Origin of the sequence: Pseudotabrizicola sediminis (genome assembly GCF_004745575.1) — a bacterium.
Lineage (GTDB): Bacteria > Pseudomonadota > Alphaproteobacteria > Rhodobacterales > Rhodobacteraceae > Pseudotabrizicola > Pseudotabrizicola sediminis.
Genome location: NZ_RPEM01000002.1, coordinates 424,361 through 446,413, shown reverse-complemented (window position 1 = coordinate 446,413; position 22,053 = coordinate 424,361). Strand labels below are relative to the sequence as shown.

Below are 22,053 nucleotides of genomic sequence, written 5' to 3'. Positions count from 1 at the left end.
TGATGTAGAGTCTGCCCAACCTGAAGGAGCAGACGACATGAGGAAAAGCCGTTTTACCGAAGCGCAAATCATTGGGATGATCAAAGAGCAGGAGGCTGGCTTGCTGACGGCCGAGTTGTGCCGCAAGCATGGGCTGAGCCCTGCGACGTTCTACAAGCTGAAGGCCAGGTATGGCGGGATGGACCTGTCCGACGCCACACGCCTGAAGCAGCTTGAGGACGAGAACGCCAAGCTGAAGCGCCTGGTGGCAGACGTCATGCTCGACAATGTGGTTCTGAAGGACCTGCTGGGAAAGCCCTGACGACACCGGCCGAGCGGCGGGACGCGGTGCTGCGGGCAATGAAGGGTCATCCGATCTCTCAGCGCCGGGCCTGCGTCCTGATCGGTGTCGATCCGAAGACCGTGCGGCGCGAGCATCCGCCCGACAACCCGGAGATCCGTGTGGAAATGAACAAGATCGCCAAGAAGCGGCACCGGTTTGGCTATCGGCGCATCGGCATCATGCTGGAACGTGTGGGCATGGTTATGAATGAAAAGAAGCTCTACCGGATTTACCGCGAAGAAGGGCTGTCGGTGCGCCGCCGTCGTGGCCGCAAACGGGCTCGCGGCAGCCGCACACCTATGCCGGTGCCGTTGCGCCCGAACCAGCGCTGGTCGCTGGACTTTCTGTCGGACACCTTCGGGGCATGCCGGAAGTTCCGCATCCTGGCGGTCAACGACGACTGCTGCCGCGAAAACCTCTGCCTGGTCGCCGATACCAGCATCTCGGGGGCCAGAGTGGCGCGGGAACTCGACGCCTTGGTTCGCATCTATGGCAAACCGGCTTGTATAGCCAGTGACATGGGACCGAGTTCACCAGCAAGGCCATCCTGAAGTGGGCCAACGAGAACGGCGTCGAGTGGCATTACATCGACCCCGGCAAGCCCCAGCAGAACGGCTATATTGAGTCCTTCAATGGCAGCCTGCGCGACGAATGTCTCAACGAAGAGATCTTCGACAGCCTGGCGGATGCCCGCCGCAAGCTGGCTCTCTGGCGCTACGACTACAACAATGTCAGGCCACATTCCTCGCTGGGCAACCAAACCCCAGCAGAAGCGCGTCGGGTGCTTGAGCAATTTGATGGCTCCGCGCCCGACGCGCTTGCCACCCCCGAAACCGATGACTATCAAACCCAAGGACTCTCGTTATGACCGAGGGACGACCGGGGGCAGGTCAATAGGTATAAGCATTCTTACCAAGGATCGCCGTAGCATCCAGTCCGCATCCTAAGCTAAAGGCCCGCTTTTCAGCGGGCCTTTGGACAGCAGTAAAGTCGCAATGCTGCGCTCAGAACTTCGCCTCATAGGTCAGGCGCAGACCCACGTCATAGGTGTCAGACCGGGCTTTGCCCGCATCCACGTCCAGCGCAACATAGCCGGTGCCGACAGGGCCTGCCACACCGAAGCCGAAGCGCGGATAGAAGAAATCATCCGACGCGCTCAGGCCATTGTCGGTGTAGCCGTAATCAATCGCGCCGCTGATATAGGGCAGCAGGCCGGTACTTCCCAGCGCAACAGCACTTTCGAACCGCGCCCCGACAGAGGCGGTGTGGCTGCGCAGATCCGTGGCCGCCACTGGCCCATTGGTGCCGGTGTAGGCAGGCTGATCCTCGACCGAGGCATTCAGCCGGGCAAAGGGGCGCATCGTGCCCGTGGACAGCGCATATTGCCCGCTCAGCATCAGCCCGGCCGACACGCGGTCCGATTTGAACGTTGTGCCTGCCGTTTCGGTTTCCGGGCGCGCATAGGCCAGATAGGCATCAAGGATCAGATCCCCGGCAAAGCGACTGGCGAAATAGGCACCGATGGCCGGGCTGTCCACGGTCGCCTCGCCCAGACCGTCGTCCAGATCGGTGCGGCCATAGGCCAGCAGCAGACCGGCCAGCATGTTTTCGTTGATCAGCCGGTCAACACCCAGCGTAAGATCGGCCGAAAACCCGTCCAGACCGCCGTTGAAATTGCGCAGCTCGCCCGAGACCCAAAGGTTGTACTCTGCGGTTTCCAGCGCCGAGCGGGTCGCGTTTTGGGTCGAAAAGAACATGCCGGACCGGCTGACTGTGTTGCTGCCACCAGCCCCCAACCGGCTGCGCGTGTTAGCCGCGATGCCGTTGGAGATTGCCCGCGACTGGCTGGCCGCGCTGATGGTTGCGGCTTGCGACACGATGGTGTCGGACGCGGGGGCGGCGGCGGGGGTGCAGGTGATGGTGATGGTCAGATTGGACTGATACATAGAAAAGGAATAGACATTTACGCTGACACCATCCACCGGGGCAGTGTAAGTTGCCGTATCAGATGTTGATCCGCTCAGAATGGTGCTGAAATTACCCGGAGAATTGGCAAAAACGTACACATCACTGTACTGTCCAGATACCGACACCGTCAGTGTATCCCCGGCGTTCAGGGCAACAGTTGTATATTCATGATTGGAATAGGTTTGTGACCCGAAGCCTGCGCAGGACTGTCCATCGCTAGGGGCCGCTTGCGCGCTCAGTGGTGCAGCCGCCACCAGCGCTGTCAGCGAGCAGTTTCGCAGTGTCTTGAGAAGTGTCATGTCTGTTCCCCAGAGCAGAGTTGAAGCGATATAATCCGGTCGGTCTTTGCGGTGGCATCGCCTCAAGCGTGCTTGCCCTCATGACTCCATGTTAATCAGGATTAACGTATTGTTCACCCGGATTTCGGTGGCCCGATCCACAGAGACTCCGCGCCGCACGAAAATGTCACACTGGCCTGTAAACAGGCGTAAGCGTCCGGCCTGACCGCTCTGCCGCGATGTGAGAGTGACGGATAGTGTCCGCTGTAGATGGTGGACACTATGGTGGCCAAGTCGGCTTCAGTGAGGTTCTCAGAGATCGTCGAGAACTCCCCTGCCTCAATCAGAGGTGCGATGCTCATGGCCTCGTTGGCCTCCTGAAGCACTCGCATCGGGGCCTAGATCTTCTTGTACTCTCCTGGATTTCTCACAGCAGCAGCCAGGTCAACCTCCAGCTTCTTGATGTCCTCCCGGTTCTTCACATAGGCCGTGATCTCGATGAACTTGGCTCTCATCCCCTTGACGATGTCCATCATGGGCACTCCGGCCATCGAGAGCTGAACCACGTTGCCCAGCATGTTGTCCCGAGCCACCACAAACGATCTCACGATGATCGTGGTCTTGGCTTAGGACAGACCCGCGATGGCGGCCCCAGTCCCGGCCGTTCCGAGGGATCCAACCGCACCCATGACACTCGTCACGAAGGCTGACCCCATGAGCGTGTTGGTTGCCACGCCCATCACCACGCCAGCCTTGCGGTCCGAAACCTGCAAAATGCGACCAGTTATCGATGTAAGAAAACCGAGGATCTCTCTGAGGTCGCTATGAAGTTCAGGCTGGGTTCTATCCATTAGAGAAGGATAGCAGATGGCAATCGGGACCAGAAGGGGATCTGCATCGCACCACCGCGGACCTATGTCCCCACATCCTCGTCAATCCGGGGCAGGAACCAGGCCAGCACCCCGAAAAGCGGCAAGAAGGCGCAGATCTGGTAGACTGTCTCGACGCCGTAGCTGTCCGCCAGCACGCTCAGGAGCGCGGCCGCGATGCCGCCAAGTCCGAAGTTCAGCCCATAGAACAATCCGCCGATCAGGCCGATCCGGTCTGGCAGCAGGTCCATCGCGTAGATCAGGATCGAGGCAAAGGCGCTGGCCATGATCAGGTTGATCAGGATCGTCAGCACGCCGGTCCAGAACAGGTCCACATGCGGCAACAGCAGCGTAAGCGGCAGCGGTCCCAACATCGAGATCCAGATGATCCGGTAGCGGCCAATCCGGTCCCCAAGGATCCCGCCGATCAGGACACCCACTGCCGCGGCCATCAGAAACACGAACAGCATCATCTGCGAGGCGGGAATCGTCAGGCCGAACCGCTCGATCAGGTAGAAGGTGTAGAACGAGCGAAAGCTCTCGCCATAAGCGTTCTTGGTGAACATCAGGAACGTCAGCACCACGAGACCGACGGCAATGGTCGCGGGCGCATGCCGGGGAGCCGGGGCTCCCGTCGTCTTGCGCCGCGCCCGCATCGCCGCGAACTCGGCGCTGATCTGGCGTTGCTTGCTGCCAATCCAGGTCAGCAGCGCCATCGCCATGAGGGCCGTCAGCGCGAACCACGCGAGGCTGGGCTGGCCCCAAGGCACAACGATCAGCGCGGCGAAGACCGGGCCGAGCGCGCCGCCCGCCTGTCCGCCGACTTGAAACATCCCCTGCGCCAGCCCCTGGCGGCCACCGGCGGCATAGCGCGCCATCCGGGTCGCCTCGGGTGGAAGATTGACGAGCCGATGCCGATCAGCGCGACCGAGACCAGGATCATCGCATAGGTCGGCGCATAGGCGAGGCAGACCAGCCCGGACAGGGTGAACATCATCCCCACCACCGGCGAATAGGGAGCGGGGTGCCGGTCGGTGACCATGCCGATCACCGGTTGCAACAAGGCTCCAGCAACCTGGAAGGTCAGGGTGATCATCCCGATCTGGACGAAATCCAGATCGTAGGCCTCCTTCAGGATCGGATAGGCCGCCGGGATCAGCGACTGCATCAGATCGTTCAGAAGATGTGTCAGACCCAATACCGCCAGCACGGTGACGTAGGTTCCAGAACGGGGGATGGTTGTCATATCAGCAGCCTTGAGCGTCAGGGGCCGTCAGCGTCCGGGACGCCGGGCACAAGCCGGGCGATAAGTTCACACCGGGCAGATCTCTACAAGGGGCAACACAGCAGTAAGGCCGCGCCGCTGACTGTCCAAGGCACCGATCTGCCTCGAGGCTCTGGCAGCCAAGTCGATATGGTAACGGCCTGACAGAACCAATCCCCGGCCAGCCGGGACTAGCATTTGCAAATTGCCGCCGATGCCCATGAGAGTTGGTTGCTGAGAACACGTCATTCTGATCCATTCGCGGCTCCAACTTGATCGGGGTGAAATAATGATGATTAGTTCTGGGACTTCAGCGCAGTGGCCTGCGCCTGCAAAGTCGGGTGTGAGGCGCAGCATCGTTGCGGCGGACCTTATCATCGAGGGTGATATCGATTCGACTGGACCGGTCGATGTGGAGGGCAAAGTTTTGGGCCAAGTGCGGGCGCCGGACATCTTAATCGCGCCGACAGGCATTCTTGAGGGTACCGCGGTTGCCCATGACCTGGCTGTACACGGCCGAATATCGGGTGCGATCAACGCGCGAAACGTTTCGCTGACCAATACCGCGGTCGTCTTAGCCGATATTGGACATGAGACGATTGCAATCGAGTCTGGCGCGGAAGTAGAGGGAAAATTGGAGCGCATTCGCTAAAACGGGCAAGTTCCAAACCATCGTGTACGAAGTGCATCGGGTCCCTCGCATCCTTGTGCGTCATACCAGAAGGTCGATCACGTAAGCCATTCAATGGGTAGCCAACCGATTACGTTTACAACCAAGCGATTCGCGGTGGTGGAACCTGGCTCTCTGATCTCAAACGTCCGATGTGCGGTGTAGATCCAGACCTTGTTGCCGCATTGCAATTCGCCGTGCGCATCAGAAGCTCGGCACCGCCGTGATGTTTGAGGACGTCGACACCGAGTTGAAGCAACGGATCGACAGCCTGATCAAGGAACTGGAAGACCGGATCACCCTGGCCATCGCGAACGATGAACGCCTGTCGGAGACTGCCGGTGTTCTCCGCTCTATCCCGGGGATCGGCCCGGTTGCGAGTTCAATGCTGGTCGCAGAAATGCCCGAGATCGGCACCATCACCTGCGAACAGGCTGCCGCACTCACCGGTTTGGCCCCGGTCGCAAACGATAGCGGAACCCTTCGCGGAAAACGGGCCATTGCCGGTGGTCGTCGCGCCCTGCGGCACGTGATGTTCCAAGCGGCCTTGGTCGCAGCACATCACAACCCGAGCCTGAAATCCTTCGCAGAACGCCTCCGCAAAGCCGGAAAACCGCACAAGGTCATCATCACCGCGGTCGCCAGAAAGTTGGTCAATATCGCGAACGCGCTATGCAAAAAGCCGTCAAAAATGGACCGCCTCGGGGCCCTGACAGATACAGTTGCTAGGGCCGTAGTGATAACATTCGACGGCACTGGTCAAGCTTTGCGCCAATACACAAGGCATTGAAACAAGGATGCCAGTCCACTCGAACCTGCATCTATCAACCTCAATGATTTCAAACCCTTAGAAAGTAGTGGAGTTTATATACCCAACAATTGGTCGTCATTCTGGGTCAAATGGCGCTCAATTGCCCGCTGTTTCATGACAGCTACCCTTTTCACATCAGCCGCACTTCGAATAGCCGCAGGAGGCGCAGGTCATGCAACCCTCTACCATGCGCATGTCATAGCTGCCGCAGCTGGAGCAGCTTTTGCCGCGGGGGGCACCGATGGCGACGACCTCGGCATGCGGGTCAGATTTCAGGCCCATGCCTTCGCCCTCAATGAAGCCGATCTCGATCAGGTGGCGTTCGATCACACCACCGATGGCGGCGAGGATCGAGGGGATGTATTTGCCTTCCATCCAGGCCCCGCCGCGCGGGTCGAACACGGCTTTCAGTTCCTCGACCACAAAGGAGATATCGCCGCCGCGCCGGAACACGGCCGAGACCATGCGGGTCAGCGCGACGGTCCAGGCGAAATGCTCCATGTTCTTGGAGTTGATGAACACTTCGAACGGGCGGCGGTGGCCGGAGATGATGATGTCATTCACGGTGATGTAAAGCGCGTGTTCCGAGCCGGGCCATTTCAGCTTGTAGGTCGCCCCTTCCAGCGCAGCTGGTCGGTCAAGCGGTTCTGACAGGTAAATCACCTCGCCATCCTGTTGCGCGGCGGGGGCTTCGGACGGAGTTTTGTCCGACGCCTCCGACACGGTCAGCACCGATCCGGTCACATCATTGGGGCGGTAGGTGGTGCAGCCTTTGCAGCCCTGATCCCAGGCAGCCATATAGACCTGCTGGAAATCGTCAAAGCTGATGTCTTCCGGGCAGTTGATGGTCTTGGAAATGCTGCTGTCGACCCATTTTTGCGCGGCGGCTTGCATGCGCACATGGTCCAGCGGCGGCAGGGTCTGGGCGTTGACGAAATGGTCCGGCAGAGGCGCATCACCGAACTTTTCGCGCCAAAGCCGCACGGCGTAATCGACCACCTCTTCTTCGGTGCGCGAGCCATCTTTTTGCAGCACCTTGCGGGTATAGGCATAGGCGAATACCGGCTCGATCCCTGACGACACATTGCCGGCATAAAGGCTGATGGTGCCGGTGGGCGCAATCGACGTCAGAAGCGCGTTGCGGATGCCGTGCTGGCGGATCGCGTCCTTCACATCGGCGTCCATGTCGGCCAGCGCCCCCGAGGCGAGGTATTTGTCGGCGTCAAACAGCGGGAAGGCCCCCTTTTCGCGCGCAAGGTCCACCGAGGCAAGGTAGGACGACCGCGCAATGGCGTGCATCCAACGCTCGGTAATCGCGGCGGCCTCCGCGCTGCCATAGCGCGCGCCGATCATCAGCAACGCATCAGCAAGCCCGGTGACACCAAGGCCGATGCGGCGCTTGGCCTGCGCCTCGGCCTCTTGCTGCGGCAGGGGGAAGCGGCTGGCGTCCACCACGTTGTCCATCATCCGCACGGCGGTGCGGACCAGATCATCCAGCGCCTCAAGGTCAAGGGCTGCATCGGCGGCAAAAGGGTTCGCAATCAGCGCCGCCATGTTGATGCTGCCCAGCAGGCAGGCACCATAAGGCGGCAGGGGCTGTTCGCCGCAGGGGTTGGTAGCGGCGATGGTTTCGCAATAGCTCAGGTTGTTCATCGCATTGATGCGGTCGATGAAGATCACACCCGGTTCCGCGAAATCGAACGTGTTGCGCATGATCTTGTTCCACAGATCGCGCGCCTGCAGCGTCTTGTAGACTTTATCGCCGAACACCAGCTCCCACGGCCCATCCGCCTTCACTGCCACCATGAACGGGTCGGTCACCAGTACCGACAGGTTGAACATGCGCAGGCGAGCCGGGTCTTTCTTGGCCTCGATGAACGCCTCGATATCGGGGTGGTCGCAGCGCATGGTGGCCATCATCGCGCCGCGCCGGCTGCCCGCCGACATGATGGTGCGGCACATCGCATCCCAGACATCCATGAAGGACAAGGGGCCAGAGGCATCGGCCGCCACCCCCTTCACCTCGGCCCCGCGCGGGCGGATGGTGCTGAAATCATAGCCGATGCCGCCGCCCTGCTGCATGGTCAGCGCGGCCTCTTTCAGCCCGTCGAAGATGCCGCCCATATTGTCAGGAATCGTGCCCATGACGAAGCAATTGAACAGCGTGACCGCCCGCCCGGTGCCCGCGCCTGCGGTGATGCGGCCTGCGGGCAGGTATTTGAAATCCTCCAGCGCGTGGTAGAATTTTGCCTCCCACTTGGCCGGATCTTTCTCGACCGCCGCCATGGCGCGGGCGATCCGGCGCCAGGTATCCTCCACCGTGGTGTCGATCGCCGTGCCGTCCTGCGCTTTCAGCCGGTATTTCATGTCCCAGATCTGTTCGGCAATGGGCGCAGCGAATCGAGACATAGTCAGGATGTCCTTTAATTTCAGCAAGTTTTGCAATGTGATGGGCATGGAGGCGGGACTTGAACCCGCAACCTTCCCGCCGTAATATTGAATTGCCGGCAAGCAAACAACACTACTCGACAACGGGCGCTCTTCCTATTGAGCTACTCCATGACATTCTAGGCGATGTGTCGTCACAAAGCCATAAACACAAAATACGCCCCTATTACGCGGCGGTCAACGCCTTGCCCTCGCCATCCGGTGGCCTATGCTCTGCCCTTCTCAACGGGGACCGAGTCGGTGACAGACCATATTCACATCCTGAAACTCTGCGTCGGAGCCGATTCCGTCGAGGATTTGCTGGACTGGCAGCGCAGCCAGCGGGCGCGCTGGCCCAAGGGCTGTGCAGTCCATGTCACCCGCATGTGGCCAAAGCGCGCAGACGAGGTGCTGGCCGGCGGCTCGCTGTATTGGGTGATCAAAAGTGTGGTGCTGGCGCGGCAGCGGATTGTGGGGCTGGAGCAGGTGACGGGCGAAGACGGCATTTCCCGTTGCGCCATCGTGCTGGACGCCGAAGTCACCCGCACCCAAGCCGTCCCCCGCCGCCCGTTCCAGGGCTGGCGCTATCTGGACCCGAAAGACGCCCCGCCCGACCTGCTGCCGGGGCGGGAAGCTGAGGAGACGCTGCCACCGGGGTTGGCCGAAGCGATGGCGGAGTTTGGGTTGCGGTGAGGGGTTACGGCGCACGCGTGTCGGTGCACCCGGAAGAGTAAACGCGGCACCGCTTAGATACCTCACAAAGCCCCAAGGAAGACTTTGGAAGCTTGCGGCTTTTGACAGGCGATGCGATGGTTTCGATTTGTCCGGGTCGGGAGAAAATGGATGCCAGACATAGCCCACTCAGCCTACGCAATGATCGCAGACATGAAGCCGACGTTGATCCCCGGCGTCTTTGCTTTTGTATCGACGACCAGTCCCGCGCTCATTGGTTCGCTGTCGTCCCATGCAATTGCGACTTTCAGGGAAGAAGAAGGACTTTCGTTGCTGGTTCCCATGGGCCTGGCTGAAAGATCAGGGGCCGAGCTTAGCCAGCCGATGCGCTGCATTACCCTCAACGTTTATTCTTCACTGGACGGAGTCGGGCTCACTGCGGCAGTGTCCAAGGCGCTGAGTGACGCGGATATCCCTTGCAACATGATCGCAGCCTTTCATCACGACCATGTGTTTGTGCCGTCTGACAAGTGTGAAAACGCGTTGGACGTGCTGGCGCAACTGCAAAGCCGGGCGCGCGATTTCCTTTAACCCATGCCTGACCTTCGGGCAGCGTATCTGGTCACCACGGCGACCAAGGTGCCGGAACATCCGCATTGCGCGATTTGGCCCGCCACGTTCCGCACTACGCAAAGCCTCCCGCCCCCTCACACCTCCTCAATCATCACCACACCCTGCATCGCCTTGATCGCCCCCTTGATCTGTGGCGTCACCGGATAGGGTTGCGGCAGGATCAGGTCGATCTCGCGGCCCTGATCGTCGGGCACGCACAGCGTGATGCGGGCGCGGTTGCGGCCCTCGACCCGGCCCAGCAGGGCAGCGAGCGACGGCACCGCCTCGGCCCGGTTCAGGTGGATGCGCAGGTCAGCGGCCCCCGCCTGATCGGCCACTGCGTCAATGGGCTGCACCGCATTGGCCAGCAGCTTGACGCCATCGCCATCGGGGTCGACCTTGACCGTCAGCACCACATTGCGCCCCGGCTCCAGAAACTCGCGCGCGGCTTCCAGCACGTCTGAGAACACGGTGACCTCATAGAGACCGGTCGGGTCCGACAGTTGCACAAAGGCAAAGCGGTTGCCCTTGGCCGATTTCCGCTCCTGCTTTGACGCGACCGAGCCTGCGATTTTCGCAATCAGCGGGCCACGTTGGGCCAGTTGCGTGATCTCGGTCAGCGTCTTCACATCCTTGCGCTTCAACGGTCCCATGTAGTCGTCCAGCGGGTGACCCGACAGGTAGAAGCCCACCGCCTGATGCTCATGCCCCAGCCGTTCCACCGGCTGCCAGTCATCGCGGTAGGGCAGGCGCGGTTCGGGAATGTCGGCCCCGGCCTCACCGAACAGCGACACCTGATTGCTGGATTTCGCCTCATGGATCGCGGCGGAATAGGCGACCAGCGCATCAAGGCCCTCAAACACCCGGGCGCGGTTGGGGTCCAATTGATCAAACGCCCCGGCGCGGGCCAGCATTTCCATCGGGCGCTTGCCCACCCGTTTCAGGTCAACCCGGCGGGCAACATCGAACAGGCTGGCAAAGGGCTTGTCGCCTCGCGCCCCGACGATCAGTTTCATCGCCTCGACGCCGACGTTTTTCAGCGCGCCAAGGGCATAGACCAGCGCACCATCGCGCACGGTAAAGGTGGCCAGCGACCGGTTCACGCAAGGCGCCACCATGGCCAGCCCCAACTTGTCGACCTCGCGTTTGTACACCGCCAGCTTGTCGGTCAGGTGGATATCGCAGTTCATCACCCCGGCCATGAATTCGGCCGGGTAATTGGCTTTCAGATAGGCGGTCTGGTAGCTGACCACCGCATAGGCGGCAGCGTGCGATTTGTTGAAGCCGTAATTGGCGAATTTCTCCAAAAGGTCGAACACCTCGCCCGCCTTTTTCGCATCGATGCCGTGGGTCTTCTTGGCCCCGTCGATGAACTTGGGCCGTTCCTTGGCCATCTCCTCGGCGATCTTTTTCCCCATCGCGCGGCGCAGCAAGTCAGCCCCGCCCAGCGAATAGCCGCCCATGACCTGCGCGATCTGCATCACCTGTTCCTGATAGACGATGATGCCTTGGGTCTCTTTCAGGATCGGGTCGATGGTGGGGTGCAAGGATTCAATCTCGCGCAGCCCGTTCTTCACCTCGCAATAGGCCGGGATATTCTCCATCGGCCCGGGGCGGTACAGCGCCACCAGCGCCACGATATCCTCGATACAGGTGGGCTTCATGCGGCGCAGCGCGTCCATCATGCCGCTGGATTCCACCTGGAACACCGCGACCGTTTTGGCCGCGGCATACAGCTCATAGCTGGGCTTGTCGTCCAACGGGATCAGGTTGATGTCGAACGCAATGCCGCGCAGCGCCAGCAGGTCCATCGCGTTCTGGATCACGGTCAGGGTCTTCAGCCCCAGAAAGTCGAACTTCACCAGCCCCGCGGCCTCGACCCATTTCATGTTGAACTGGGTGGCCGGCATGTCCGACCGCGGGTCGCGGTACAGCGGCACCAGCTCGTCCAGCGGGCGGTCGCCGATCACCACCCCCGCAGCATGGGTCGATGCGTTCCGCAGCAAGCCTTCGATCTGCTGGGCATAGCCAAGCAGCCGCCCCACCACCTCTTCCTTCGCGGCCTCGCGCAGACGCGGCTCATCCGCCAGCGCCTTGGTGATGGAAACCGGCTTCACCCCTTCGACCGGGATCATCTTCGACAGCCGGTCCACCTGCCCGTAAGACAGTTGCAAAACGCGCCCTACATCGCGCACGGCGGCCTTTGACAGCAGCGCGCCAAAGGTGATGATCTGCCCCACCTTGTCGCGGCCATATTTCGCTTGCACGTATTGGATCACCTCTTCGCGCCGGTCCATGCAGAAGTCGATGTCGAAATCGGGCATGCTGACCCGTTCAGGGTTCAGGAACCGCTCGAACAGCAACGCATAGCGCAGCGGGTCGAGATCGGTGATGGTCAGCGCATAGGCGACCAGCGACCCGGCCCCCGACCCCCGCCCCGGCCCCACCGGAATGCCCTGATCCTTGGCCCATTTGATGAAATCGGCCACGATCAGGAAATAGCCGGGAAAGCCCATGCCTTCGATCACGTTCAGCTCGAAGTCGAGCCGCGCCTGATACTCCTCCACCGTCACCGCATGCGGGATGATGGCAAGCCGCCTTGCCAACCCCTCATTGGCCTGACGGCGCAGCTCGTTCACCTCGTCATCGGCGAATTTCGGCAAAATGGGCTTGCGCTTGTAGGCGGCAAAGGCGCAGCGGCGCGCGATTTCCACCGTGTTCTCCAATGCCTCGGGCAGATCGGCGAACAGGGCGCACATCTCGGCTTCGGACTTGAAGTAGTGCTGTGGGGTCAGCCGCCTACGCGGCTGCTGCTGATCGACATAAGCGCCCTCGGCAATGCAGATCAGCGCGTCATGCGCCTCGTACATCTCGGCTTTCGGGAAATAGACGTCATTGGTCGCCACCAGCGGCAGGCCCATGTCATAGGCCAGCTCGATATGCCCCCGCTCCGACCCGGCCTCGGCGGGCGGCAGCTTGCCCCCCTCGCCCGGATGGCGCTGCAATTCCACATACAGCCGGTCCGGAAACGCCGCCGCCAACCGCTCCAGCAGCGCGCGCGCCCGTGCCATCTGCCCGGCCTGCAGTAACCGGCCCAGCGGCCCATCCGGCCCGCCAGTCAGGCAGATCAGCCCCCCGGCATGAGTGGTCAGATCCTCCATCGTCACATGCGGCAACTGCCCGTCGCCGCGCAGATACAGGCAAGAGTTCAGCTTCATCAGGTTCATGTAACCCGCATCGTTCTGCGCCAGCAGAACCACCGGCGCAGGCGCACGCGGCCGCTCCCCCGGCTGGGCGGGGTCATGCGCCAGACTGACCTGACAGCCCACAATCGGCTGCACGCCAGCCCCTTGCGCCGTCACCGAAAACTCCAGTGCGGCAAACATGTTGTTGGTGTCGGTCACCGCGATGGCAGGCATCTGCGCCGCCACCGCCAGCTTGACCAGCGCTTTGACCGGCACCGCCCCTTCCAGCAAGGAGTGTTCGGTGTGCACCCGAAGGTGGATGAATCGCGATGCTTGTGTCATGGCCATAGCCTAGCGAAGCATCCGGGCGGGGGAAAGGGCGCCTCATTCTTCGGCAAATCCCGATGGTGCTTCAAATGCGGGCCATGATATATATCTTGCGTTGTAGCCCTTCGGCTTGCTTGATGATCTGACAGGGACATAAGGGGTGCATGCCCGTTTTACGCCGCATCGGGCGGGTATGCGAAAAACCTCGAACGGGGAGAAGGCGGCGGACGAAACATATATGTCGCAGATTGCGTTTCACCTGAACGGAGCGCCTGTCCGCGTGTCCGCCGAGGCGCCCACGCGGACGCTTCTGGACTGGCTGCGCGACACCCGCGGGCTGACCGGCACCAAGGAAGGCTGCAACGAAGGCGATTGCGGGGCCTGCACGGTGATGGTCACCGATGCCACCGGCAGCCGCGCGCTCAACGCCTGCATCCTGTTCCTGCCGCAACTGGGCGGCAAGGCCGTGCGCACCGTCGAAGGCATCGCCGGACCGCAGGGCCAGCCGCACCCGGTGCAGCAGGCGATGATCGACCATCACGGCTCGCAATGCGGCTTCTGCACACCGGGGTTCATCGTGTCGATGGCAACCGCCCACCTGAACGGCGCCACCGACCATGATGACCAGCTGGCCGGCAACCTGTGCCGCTGCACCGGCTACGCCCCGATCATCCGCGCGGCCAAAACCGCCGAGACCGCCCCGGTGCCAGACTGGATGAGAACCGATCGTGACATCATCTGTTCCCAAATATCCCCGGGGGGTGAGGGCGAAGCCCGAGGGGGGCAGGCAGCCCCCCTGCCCGGCTTCCGCCCGCGCACCAGTGACGACCTCGCCGCGTGGTACCTCGCCAATCCCGATGCCACCCTGATCGCCGGGGCCACCGATGTCGGCCTGTGGGTGACCAAACAGCTGCGCGATCTCTCCCCGGTGGCCTTCCTGTCGGGCATCACCGATCTGCAACAGATCGAAGATCACGGCGACACCCTGCGCATCGGGGCGGGCGTCACCATTGCCGATCTGCGCGCGGCACTCGCCCCGCGTTTTCCGTCTTTCGGCGAGCTTTTGCGCCGCTATTCCAGCGAACAGGTGCGCAATGCGGCCACCATCGGCGGCAACATCGCCAATGGCTCGCCCATCGGTGACGGGCCCCCGGCGCTGATCGCCCTTGGTGCCACCCTGCACCTGCGGCGCGGCGATACCCGGCGCGACATGCCGCTGGAGGATTTCTTCATCGCCTACCGCAAGCAGGACCGCCAGCCCGGCGAATTTGTCGAGGCGGTGACCATTCCCGCCACTGCCCCGAACTTGCGCTGTTACAAGCTGTCGAAACGCTTCGATCAGGACATCTCCGCCGTCTGCGGCTGCTTCAACCTGACCGTGACGGATGGCACCATCACATCGGCCCGCATCGCCTTTGGCGGCATGGCGGGCACGCCGAAACGGGCCGCGGCGGTTGAGGCAGCCCTCATCGGCCACCCCTTGACACCCGCCACCGCAGACGCGGCGGCAGCGCTGATGGCGCAGGATTTCGCGCCCTTGTCCGACATGCGGGCCAGTGCAGCCTACCGCCTGACCACCGCGCAAAACATGCTGCGCCGCTACGCCCATGATCTGGCCGGTGTTCCGGTGTCCGTTCTGGAGGTGCGGGCATGAGCATGGGCAAACCCCTGCCGCATGACGCGGCCCCGCTGCATGTGACCGGACAGGCGCGCTACGTCGATGACATCCCCCTGCCCGCCAAAGCGCTGCATCTGGCCTTTGGCCTGTCGACCATCGCGCATGGCGAGGTGACGTCGCTGGACCTGTCGGCCGTGCGCGCCGCCCCCGGTGTGGTGGCGGTCTACGGGCCGGAGGATTTTGACGAGGTGCCCGATTGCAGCCCTTCGGCGCATGACGAGCCGATGATCTCCACCGGGCCGGTGCTCTACCTCGGGATGCCGCTGTTTCTGGTCGCGGCCGACAGCCATCTGGCAGCCCGCAAGGCTGCGCGATTGGCAAAGGTAACCTATGCCGAAAAGCCAGCCCTGCTGACGGTGGATGATGCGCTGCTGGCCGACAGCAGGTTCGAAGACGGGCCGGTGATCTGGGTCAAGGGCGATGCCGCCCACGCGATTCAAACCGCCCCTCATACGGTCGAAGGCCGGTTCGACGTCGGCGGGCAAGAGCATTTCTATCTGGAAGGTCAGGTCGCGGCAGCCCTGCCGCTCGAAGGCGGCGACCTGCTGATCCATTCCTCCACCCAGCACCCGACCGAGATCCAGCACAAGGTCGCCCACGCCCTGCACCTGCCGATGAGCGCGGTGCGGGTCGAGGTGCGGCGGATGGGCGGCGGCTTTGGTGGCAAGGAAAGCCAGGGCAACGCGCTGGCCATCGCCTGCGCGGTGGTGGCGGCCCGCACCGGTCGCCCCGCCAAGATGCGCTATGACCGCGACGACGACATGATGATCACCGGCAAGCGCCACGACCTGCGCATCCTCTACCGCGCCGGGTTTGACGACCGGGGCCAGCTGACCGGGCTGGAATTCACCCACCTGCTCCGCTGCGGCTGGGCGCAGGACCTGTCACTGCCGGTCGCCGACCGGGCCATGCTGCATGCCGACAACTGCTATCACCTGCCCCACATCCGCATCGAAAGCCACCGCCTGAAAACCCACACCCAAAGCGCCACCGCCTTCCGCGGCTTTGGCGGGCCGCAGGGGATGGTGGGGATCGAGCGGGTGATGGACCATGTGGCGCACACGCTGGGCCGCGATCCGCTTGAGGTGCGGCGGGCGAATTTTTACGCCGCGATGGCAGGCGGGGCTTTGCCAGGCGGCGAAGTCGGCTTGGCCGAAACGGCTCCCGACCGTCCGCCTGTGGATGACGAGGTGGATCTGACCTCACGCGGGGCGGTTGCGGCCCCCCCCGGGGGCGCTTCGCCCCCCGGACCCCCCGAGGATATTTTTGAACAGATGAGGGCGGGCGAGCAGACCACGCCTTATGTCATGCCGGTTGAGGACTTCATCGGGCATGAGCTGGTGGCGCGGCTGGTGAAGACATCGGATTACGCCGCGCGGCGGGCGGCGATTGCGGCATGGAATGCCGGGTCGCCGATCCTCAAGCGCGGGATTGCGCTGACGCCGGTGAAGTTCGGAATTTCCTTCACCCTGACGCATCTCAATCAGGCCGGGGCCTTGGTGCATTTGTATCAGGACGGCTCCATCCACCTGAACCATGGCGGCACAGAAATGGGCCAGGGCCTGTTCCAGAAGGTGGCGCAGGTGGCGGCGGGGGTGTTCGGGGTGGACCCGGGGCGCGTGAAGATCACCGCGACCGATACCGCCAAGGTGCCCAACACCAGCGCCACCGCCGCCAGTTCCGGGTCAGACCTGAACGGCATGGCGGCGCGCGCGGCCTGCATCATCATCCGCGACCGGATGGCCGATTTCATCGCCGGCAAGCATCAGGTTAAGCCTGACACCGTCCGGTTTCAGGATGGCACGGTGCGGGTTGCGGGCGAGGTTTACGGCTTTGCGCAGGTCGTCGCCTGGGCTTACCTCGCGCGGGTCAGCCTGTCCTCGACCGGCTTTTATGCCACGCCAAAGCTGCAATGGGACCGCAAGGCCGGCAAGGGTCGGCCCTTCCTGTACTTCGCCTATGGCGCAGCGGTGACCGAGGTGGTGATCGACACCCTGACCGGCGAAAACCGCATCCTGCGCGCCGATCTGCTGCATGACACCGGAACCAGCCTGAACACGGCACTGGATATCGGGCAGGTCGAGGGGGCTTACGTTCAGGGCGCGGGTTGGCTGACCACCGAAGAGCTGGTCTGGGACGGCAAGGGGCGGCTGACGACCCATGCCCCCAGCACCTACAAGATCCCGGCCTGTTCAGACCGTCCGCCCGTGTTCAACGTGGACCTGTGGAACCGGCCCAACCGCGAAGACACCGTGGGCCGGTCCAAGGCGGTGGGCGAGCCGCCGTTCATGCTGGGCATCTCGGCGCTTTATGCGCTGTCGGATGCGGTGGCGGCCTGCGGGCCGGGCTATCCGGCGCTGGACGCACCGGCCACGCCCGAACGGGTGCTGGCGGCGGTGCAGCGGGTGCGGGCGCATGTTTGATCCGGGCGGTCTGGCGTCGGCTTTGGCCACCCATGGCCACGTGGCGCGGGTGGTGATTGCCGCGCATGACGGGTCTTCCCCGCGCGAAACCGGAGCGGCGATGCTGGTCTGGGAGGGTGGCCAGTCGGGCACCATCGGGGGCGGTGCTTTGGAATGGGAAGCAGCGGCTGACGCACGGGCGATGCTGGCGGCAGGCGGTGGCAGCCGGGTGCGGCGGGTGCCTTTGGGGCCGGCGCTGGGCCAGTGCTGCGGTGGCGCGGTGACCTTGCTGACGGAAGTATATGCCGCCGTGCCCGTGGCCGAAGCTGGGGTGATGGCGCGCAGTACGGACGGGCGGGCGATGCCGCTGGCGGTGAAACGCCTGCTGGACCGGGCGCGGGCGCAAGGCGTCATGCCAGAGCCGCAGCTGGTGCAGGGCTGGTTCATCGAGCCCGTGGCAGCCCCCGCGCGCGATCTGTGGATCTGGGGCGCGGGCCATGTAGGCCGGGCGCTGGTGGGGGTGCTGGCCCCCCTGCCGGGGCTGCGGATCACTTGGGTCGATGTGGCGGCGGACCGCTTTCCGGGCACCATCCCCGATGGCGTGACCGCCCTTCCTGCCGTTGATGCAGCGCGGCTGGTGGCGCATGCGCCCCGCGACGCCGAGCATCTGGTGCTGACCTATTCCCATGCGCTGGACCTTGATCTGTGTCACCGCCTGCTGGGGCATGGCTTTGCCCGCGCCGGGGTGATCGGCTCGGCCACCAAATGGGCGCGGTTCCGGTCGCGGCTGGCAGCACTTGGTCATGCGCCCGCCGCAATCGCCCGCATTGATTGCCCCATCGGTGACCCAACGCTCGGCAAACATCCTCAGGCCATCGCCATCGGCGTGGCGCAGGCCGTGCTGTCGCACACAGTCCTCCCCCTGATGAAGGAGACCGCCCTATGACACGGCCAGACCTGCTGCGCGTCGAGGGGGTAACAAAGGCCTATCCCGGCGTGGTTGCTAACAGCGATGTATCCTTTGCGATTGCCGAAGGCGAGATCCACGCCCTGCTGGGCGAGAATGGCGCGGGAAAATCCACGCTGGTCAAGATGATCTACGGGCTGGTGAAGCCCGACTCGGGGCGGATGACGCTGCGCGGCACCGCCTATACCCCGGCAGAGCCGCGCGCCGCGCGGGCCTCTGGTGTGGCCATGGTGTTCCAGCATTTCAGCCTGTTCGAGGCGCTGAATGTGGCCGAAAACGTCGCACTCGGCATGGAAAACCCGCCGCCGATGAAGGAACTGGCCAGCAAGATCAGGTCGGTGAGCGAGGAATACGGCCTGCCACTGGACCCGGGCCGCATGGTCGGCGATCTGTCGGCGGGGGAGCGGCAACGGGTGGAAATCGTGCGCTGTCTGCTGCAGGACCCCAAGCTGCTGATCATGGACGAGCCGACCTCCGTCCTGACCCCGCAAGAGGTGGAAATCCTGTTCCGCACCCTGCGACAGCTGTCGGCGGAAGGCACCGCGATCCTGTACATCAGCCACAAGCTGGAAGAGATCCGCGCGCTGTGCGACGAAGCGACGATCCTGCGGCGCGGCAAGGTGGTGGCCACCTGTACCCCGCGCGACCGGTCGGCGCGCGAGATGGCGGAACTGATGATCGGGGCCACCCTGACCCCGCCGGAACGGGCGGGCGGCACCAAGGGGGCCACCGCGCTGGAGGTGGTGGATCTGTCGGTCGCCTCTCCCATCCCCTTTGGCACCTCGCTCAAGAACGTCAGCTTCACGGTGGCCAAAGGCGAAGTGCTGGGCATCGCCGGGGTGGCGGGCAACGGGCAGGACGAATTGCTGCTGGCGCTGTCGGGCGAGGTGCGCGCGGCGCAGGGCGCGGTGAAAATCGACGGCAAAGGCGTGGGGCACACGGGGCCAAACGACCGCCGCGCGCTTGGCCTTGTGGCAGCACCCGAAGAACGGCTGGGCCATGCGGCGGCCCCCGACATGTCTCTGGTGGAAAATGCCCTGCTGTCGGGCGCCCTGCGCAAAGGCCTGACCAAGAATGGCTTCATCGACTGGGCCGCGACCGAGGCCTTTGCCGCCGAAATCGTCAAGGATTTCGACGTGCGCACGCCGGGCACCCATGTGGCGGCGCGGGCGCTGTCGGGGGGCAACCTGCAGAAATTCGTGGTGGGGCGCGAGCTGAGCCAGACGCCAACGGTGATCGTCATCAACCAGCCGACATGGGGCGTCGATGCGGCCGCCGCGGCCAGCATCCGGCAGGCGATCCTTGACCGGGCCGCAGGGGGGGCGGCAGTGGTGGTGATCAGCCAGGATCTGGATGAACTGCTGGAAATCGCCGACAGCTTTGCCGCGTTGAACGAAGGGCGGCTGACCACGCCGCGCCCGGTGGCGGGGCTTACAATAGACGAGATCGGCCTGATGATGGGCGGGGCGCATGGCATGGAGGTGGCGCATCATGGTCACTGACCACAGCGCCGCAGGCGGCAACAAGATGAGTATTTCTGCCAAGATGAAAGGGCGGGTCCATGCTGAGGCTTGAAAAAAGACCCTCCCCCAGCCGGTTCTGGCAAGGAGCGACGCCCATTCTGGCGGTGGTGCTGACGATGATCGCAGGCGGGCTGATGTTCGCCGCCCTGGGCAAGAACCCGTTCGAGGCGATCCGCACGATTTTCTGGGACCCGTTGTTTCACCCGCAATTCGCCAGCTATTCACGGCCACAACTGCTGGTGAAGGCGGGTCCGCTGATCCTGATCGCCATCGGGCTGTCGCTGGGGTTCCGCGCCGGGATCTGGAACATCGGGGCCGAGGGGCAGTATATCATGGGCGCGCTGTTCGGCGCAGGGGTGGGGCTGGCGTTCTATCCCGCCGATCTGTGGTTCATCTTTCCGCTGATGGTGATTGCGGGGGCCTTTGGCGGCTGGATCTGGGCGATGATCCCGGCGATTCTCAAGACGAAGTTCAACACCAACGAAATCCTCGTCAGCCTGCTGATGGTCTATATCGCGCAGAACTTCCTGTCGTCGATGTCGCTGGGCCTTTTGCGCAACCCCGAAGGCGGCGGCTTTCCGGGCAGCCGGAACCTGAGCCAGTATCCCGCCGCCTCGAACCCCGAGCTGATTGCCGGCACCGGCATGCATTGGGGGGTGATCGCGGCCTTCATGGCGGTGATCGCGGCCTATATCCTGCTGCAACGCCACATCCTTGGCTTTCACATCAAGCTGGCCGGGCAAGCCCCGCGCGCCGCGCGCTATGCCGGGGTCAACCCGACCGGGCTGGTCCTGCTGTGCATGGGCATCTCCGGCGCTCTGGCCGGGCTTGCGGGCCTGTTCGAGGTATCGGGGCCCGCCGGGCAGATCAGCATTGATTTCAACGTGGGCTACGGTTTCACCGCGATCATCGTGGCCTTCCTTGGCCGTCTCAACCCCATCGGCATTCTGCTGGCGGGGCTGTTAATGGCGCTGACCTATATCGGCGGCGAGCTTGCACAGTTCATGCTGGGCCTGCCTGCCGCCGCCATTCAGGCGTTTCAGGGGATGCTTTTGTTCTTCCTGCTGGCGGTCGATCTGCTCAGCAATTACCGCATCCGCCTTGCCCACAAGAAGGAGGCCATCTGATGTTCGGAGGCATTGATCCGGCGCTGCTCATCGCATCGCTGATGGTGGCCTCGGTGCCGATCATCCTCGCTGCCATCGGCGAGTTGGTGGTGGAACGCGCCGGGGTGCTGAACCTTGGGGTGGAAGGCATGATGATCATGGGCGCGGTCTGCGGCTTCATCGTGTCGGTGCAGTCCGGCAGTGCGGTGCTGGGTTTTGTCGGCGGGGCGCTGGGCGGCGCGGCGATGGCGCTGATCTTCGGCCTGCTGACGCAGTTCATGCTGGCCAATCAGGTGGCCTCGGGCCTTGCGCTGACCCTGTTCGGGCTGGGGCTGTCCTCCTTGATGGGGCAAAGCTTTGTCGGCATCCGCCCGCCCAGCACGGGCGCGGTGCCGCTTGGCCCGCTGGCCGATATTCCGTTCTTTGGCCGCGTGTTGTTCAGCCATGACTGGGTGGTGTACGCCTCTATCGCATCCGTCGCGGCAACGTGGTGGGTGCTCAAAGCCACCCGCACCGGCCTGATCCTGCGCGCAGTTGGGGAGAGCCATGATGCGGCGCATGCGCTTGGTTACAAGGTGCGACGCATCCGCATGCTGGCGATCCTGTTCGGGGGGGCCATGGCGGGCTTGGGCGGCGCTTATATCAGCATGGTGCGGGTGCCGCAGTGGACCGATGGCATCACATCAGGCGCGGGCTGGATCGCGCTGGCGATTGTGGTGTTCGCGGCGTGGCGGCCGTGGCGCGCGCTGATCGGCGCCTATCTTTTTGGCGGTATCTCGGTGCTTCAGCTTAATCTGCAGGCGGCGGGGGCGCGTATTCCGGTCGAATACTTGTCGATGTCCCCTTATGTGATAACCATCCTTGTGTTGGTCATCATGTCATCGGGCAAGGGGAAGGCGGCGCTGAGCGCCCCCGCAAACCTTGGCCAGAATTTTCACGCCTCACGCTAGGGGCATAATGCAAACCGGGGCC

14 protein-coding genes, 1 tRNA gene and 2 pseudogenes are annotated in these 22,053 nt (G+C 63.3%); 11 read left to right on the top strand and 6 right to left on the bottom strand.

Annotation, left to right across the window (positions count from 1 at the left end):
• The first annotated feature begins 37 nt into the window (after positions 1–37).
• Positions 38–1,190 (top strand): annotated as a pseudogene (locus EEB11_RS04805) (IS3 family transposase).
• Positions 1,191–1,326: 136 nt separating this feature from the next.
• Here the strand turns inward: EEB11_RS04805 and EEB11_RS04800 are convergent.
• The 3 genes and pseudogenes from EEB11_RS04800 to EEB11_RS04790 form a co-directional block, all read right to left on the bottom strand.
• Positions 1,327–2,589 carry an autotransporter outer membrane beta-barrel domain-containing protein gene (locus tag EEB11_RS04800; RefSeq protein WP_135429270.1) on the bottom strand — a complete coding sequence of 421 codons (1,263 nt, stop codon included), beginning with the start codon at positions 2,587–2,589 and terminating at the stop codon, positions 1,327–1,329.
• 377 nt (positions 2,590–2,966) lie between these two features.
• On the bottom strand, positions 2,967–3,176 hold the full coding sequence (locus EEB11_RS04795; RefSeq protein ID WP_210134373.1) for a hypothetical protein: 210 nt from the start codon (positions 3,174–3,176) through the stop codon (positions 2,967–2,969).
• 305 nt (positions 3,177–3,481) lie between these two features.
• Positions 3,482–4,683 (bottom strand): annotated as a pseudogene (locus EEB11_RS04790) (MFS transporter).
• A gap of 307 nt (positions 4,684–4,990) precedes the next feature.
• Here EEB11_RS04790 and EEB11_RS04785 point away from each other — a divergent pair.
• Complete coding sequence (locus EEB11_RS04785; protein WP_135429268.1) at positions 4,991–5,353, top strand: bactofilin family protein; 363 nt, start codon at positions 4,991–4,993, stop codon at positions 5,351–5,353.
• 244 nt (positions 5,354–5,597) lie between these two features.
• Positions 5,598–6,161: a transposase gene (locus tag EEB11_RS04780; protein ID WP_135429267.1), complete on the top strand. Its 564-nt coding sequence runs from the start codon at positions 5,598–5,600 to the stop codon at positions 6,159–6,161.
• Positions 6,162–6,317: 156 nt separating this feature from the next.
• Here the strand turns inward: EEB11_RS04780 and EEB11_RS04775 are convergent, their stop codons facing one another.
• Complete coding sequence (locus tag EEB11_RS04775; protein WP_135429266.1) at positions 6,318–8,591, bottom strand: adenosylcobalamin-dependent ribonucleoside-diphosphate reductase; 2,274 nt, start codon at positions 8,589–8,591, stop codon at positions 6,318–6,320.
• A 41-nt stretch (positions 8,592–8,632) separates the two neighbouring features.
• Positions 8,633–8,744, bottom strand: a tRNA-OTHER gene (locus tag EEB11_RS19490).
• Positions 8,745–8,870: 126 nt separating this feature from the next.
• Here EEB11_RS19490 and EEB11_RS04770 point away from each other — a divergent pair.
• Positions 8,871–9,302, top strand: coding sequence for a DUF1489 family protein (locus EEB11_RS04770; RefSeq protein WP_135429265.1), 432 nt, complete (start codon positions 8,871–8,873; stop codon positions 9,300–9,302).
• 192 nt (positions 9,303–9,494) lie between these two features.
• Positions 9,495–9,872: an ACT domain-containing protein gene (locus tag EEB11_RS04765; RefSeq protein WP_245298771.1), complete on the top strand. Its 378-nt coding sequence runs from the start codon at positions 9,495–9,497 to the stop codon at positions 9,870–9,872.
• Between the two features lie 116 nt (positions 9,873–9,988).
• Here EEB11_RS04765 and dnaE read toward each other — a convergent pair whose 3' ends face one another.
• Complete coding sequence (dnaE, locus tag EEB11_RS04760; RefSeq protein WP_135429263.1) at positions 9,989–13,420, bottom strand: DNA polymerase III subunit alpha; 3,432 nt, start codon at positions 13,418–13,420, stop codon at positions 9,989–9,991.
• Positions 13,421–13,643: 223 nt separating this feature from the next.
• On the opposite strand from dnaE, the gene xdhA reads away from it, so the two are divergent.
• Genes xdhA through EEB11_RS04730 form a run of 6 tightly spaced genes read left to right on the top strand, consistent with a single transcriptional unit; the run spans position 13,644 to position 22,031 of the window.
• A complete protein-coding gene (gene xdhA / locus EEB11_RS04755; protein WP_135429262.1) occupies positions 13,644–15,059 on the top strand; it encodes a xanthine dehydrogenase small subunit in 1,416 nt (471 codons plus the stop codon).
• Positions 15,056–17,506, top strand: a complete 2,451-nt coding sequence (gene xdhB, locus EEB11_RS04750; RefSeq protein WP_135429261.1) for a xanthine dehydrogenase molybdopterin binding subunit — start codon at positions 15,056–15,058, stop codon at positions 17,504–17,506. Before xdhA ends, xdhB begins: the two co-directional genes overlap by 4 nt.
• Positions 17,499–18,431 (top strand): xanthine dehydrogenase accessory protein XdhC, encoded by a 933-nt coding sequence (gene xdhC / locus EEB11_RS04745; RefSeq protein ID WP_135429260.1) that lies wholly within the window; start codon positions 17,499–17,501, stop codon positions 18,429–18,431. The genes xdhB and xdhC overlap by 8 nt, the downstream gene beginning before the upstream one ends.
• The gene (locus tag EEB11_RS04740; RefSeq protein WP_135429259.1) at positions 18,428–19,954 is read left to right on the top strand and encodes an ABC transporter ATP-binding protein; all 1,527 of its coding nucleotides are present in this window, start codon (positions 18,428–18,430) and stop codon (positions 19,952–19,954) included. Before xdhC ends, EEB11_RS04740 begins: the two co-directional genes overlap by 4 nt.
• Positions 19,955–20,013: 59 nt before the next feature.
• A complete protein-coding gene (locus EEB11_RS04735; protein ID WP_135429258.1) occupies positions 20,014–21,102 on the top strand; it encodes an ABC transporter permease in 1,089 nt (362 codons plus the stop codon).
• On the top strand, positions 21,102–22,031 hold the full coding sequence (locus EEB11_RS04730) for an ABC transporter permease (RefSeq protein ID WP_135429257.1): 930 nt from the start codon (positions 21,102–21,104) through the stop codon (positions 22,029–22,031). The genes EEB11_RS04735 and EEB11_RS04730 overlap by 1 nt, the downstream gene beginning before the upstream one ends.
• The last annotated feature ends 22 nt before the right edge of the window (positions 22,032–22,053 follow it).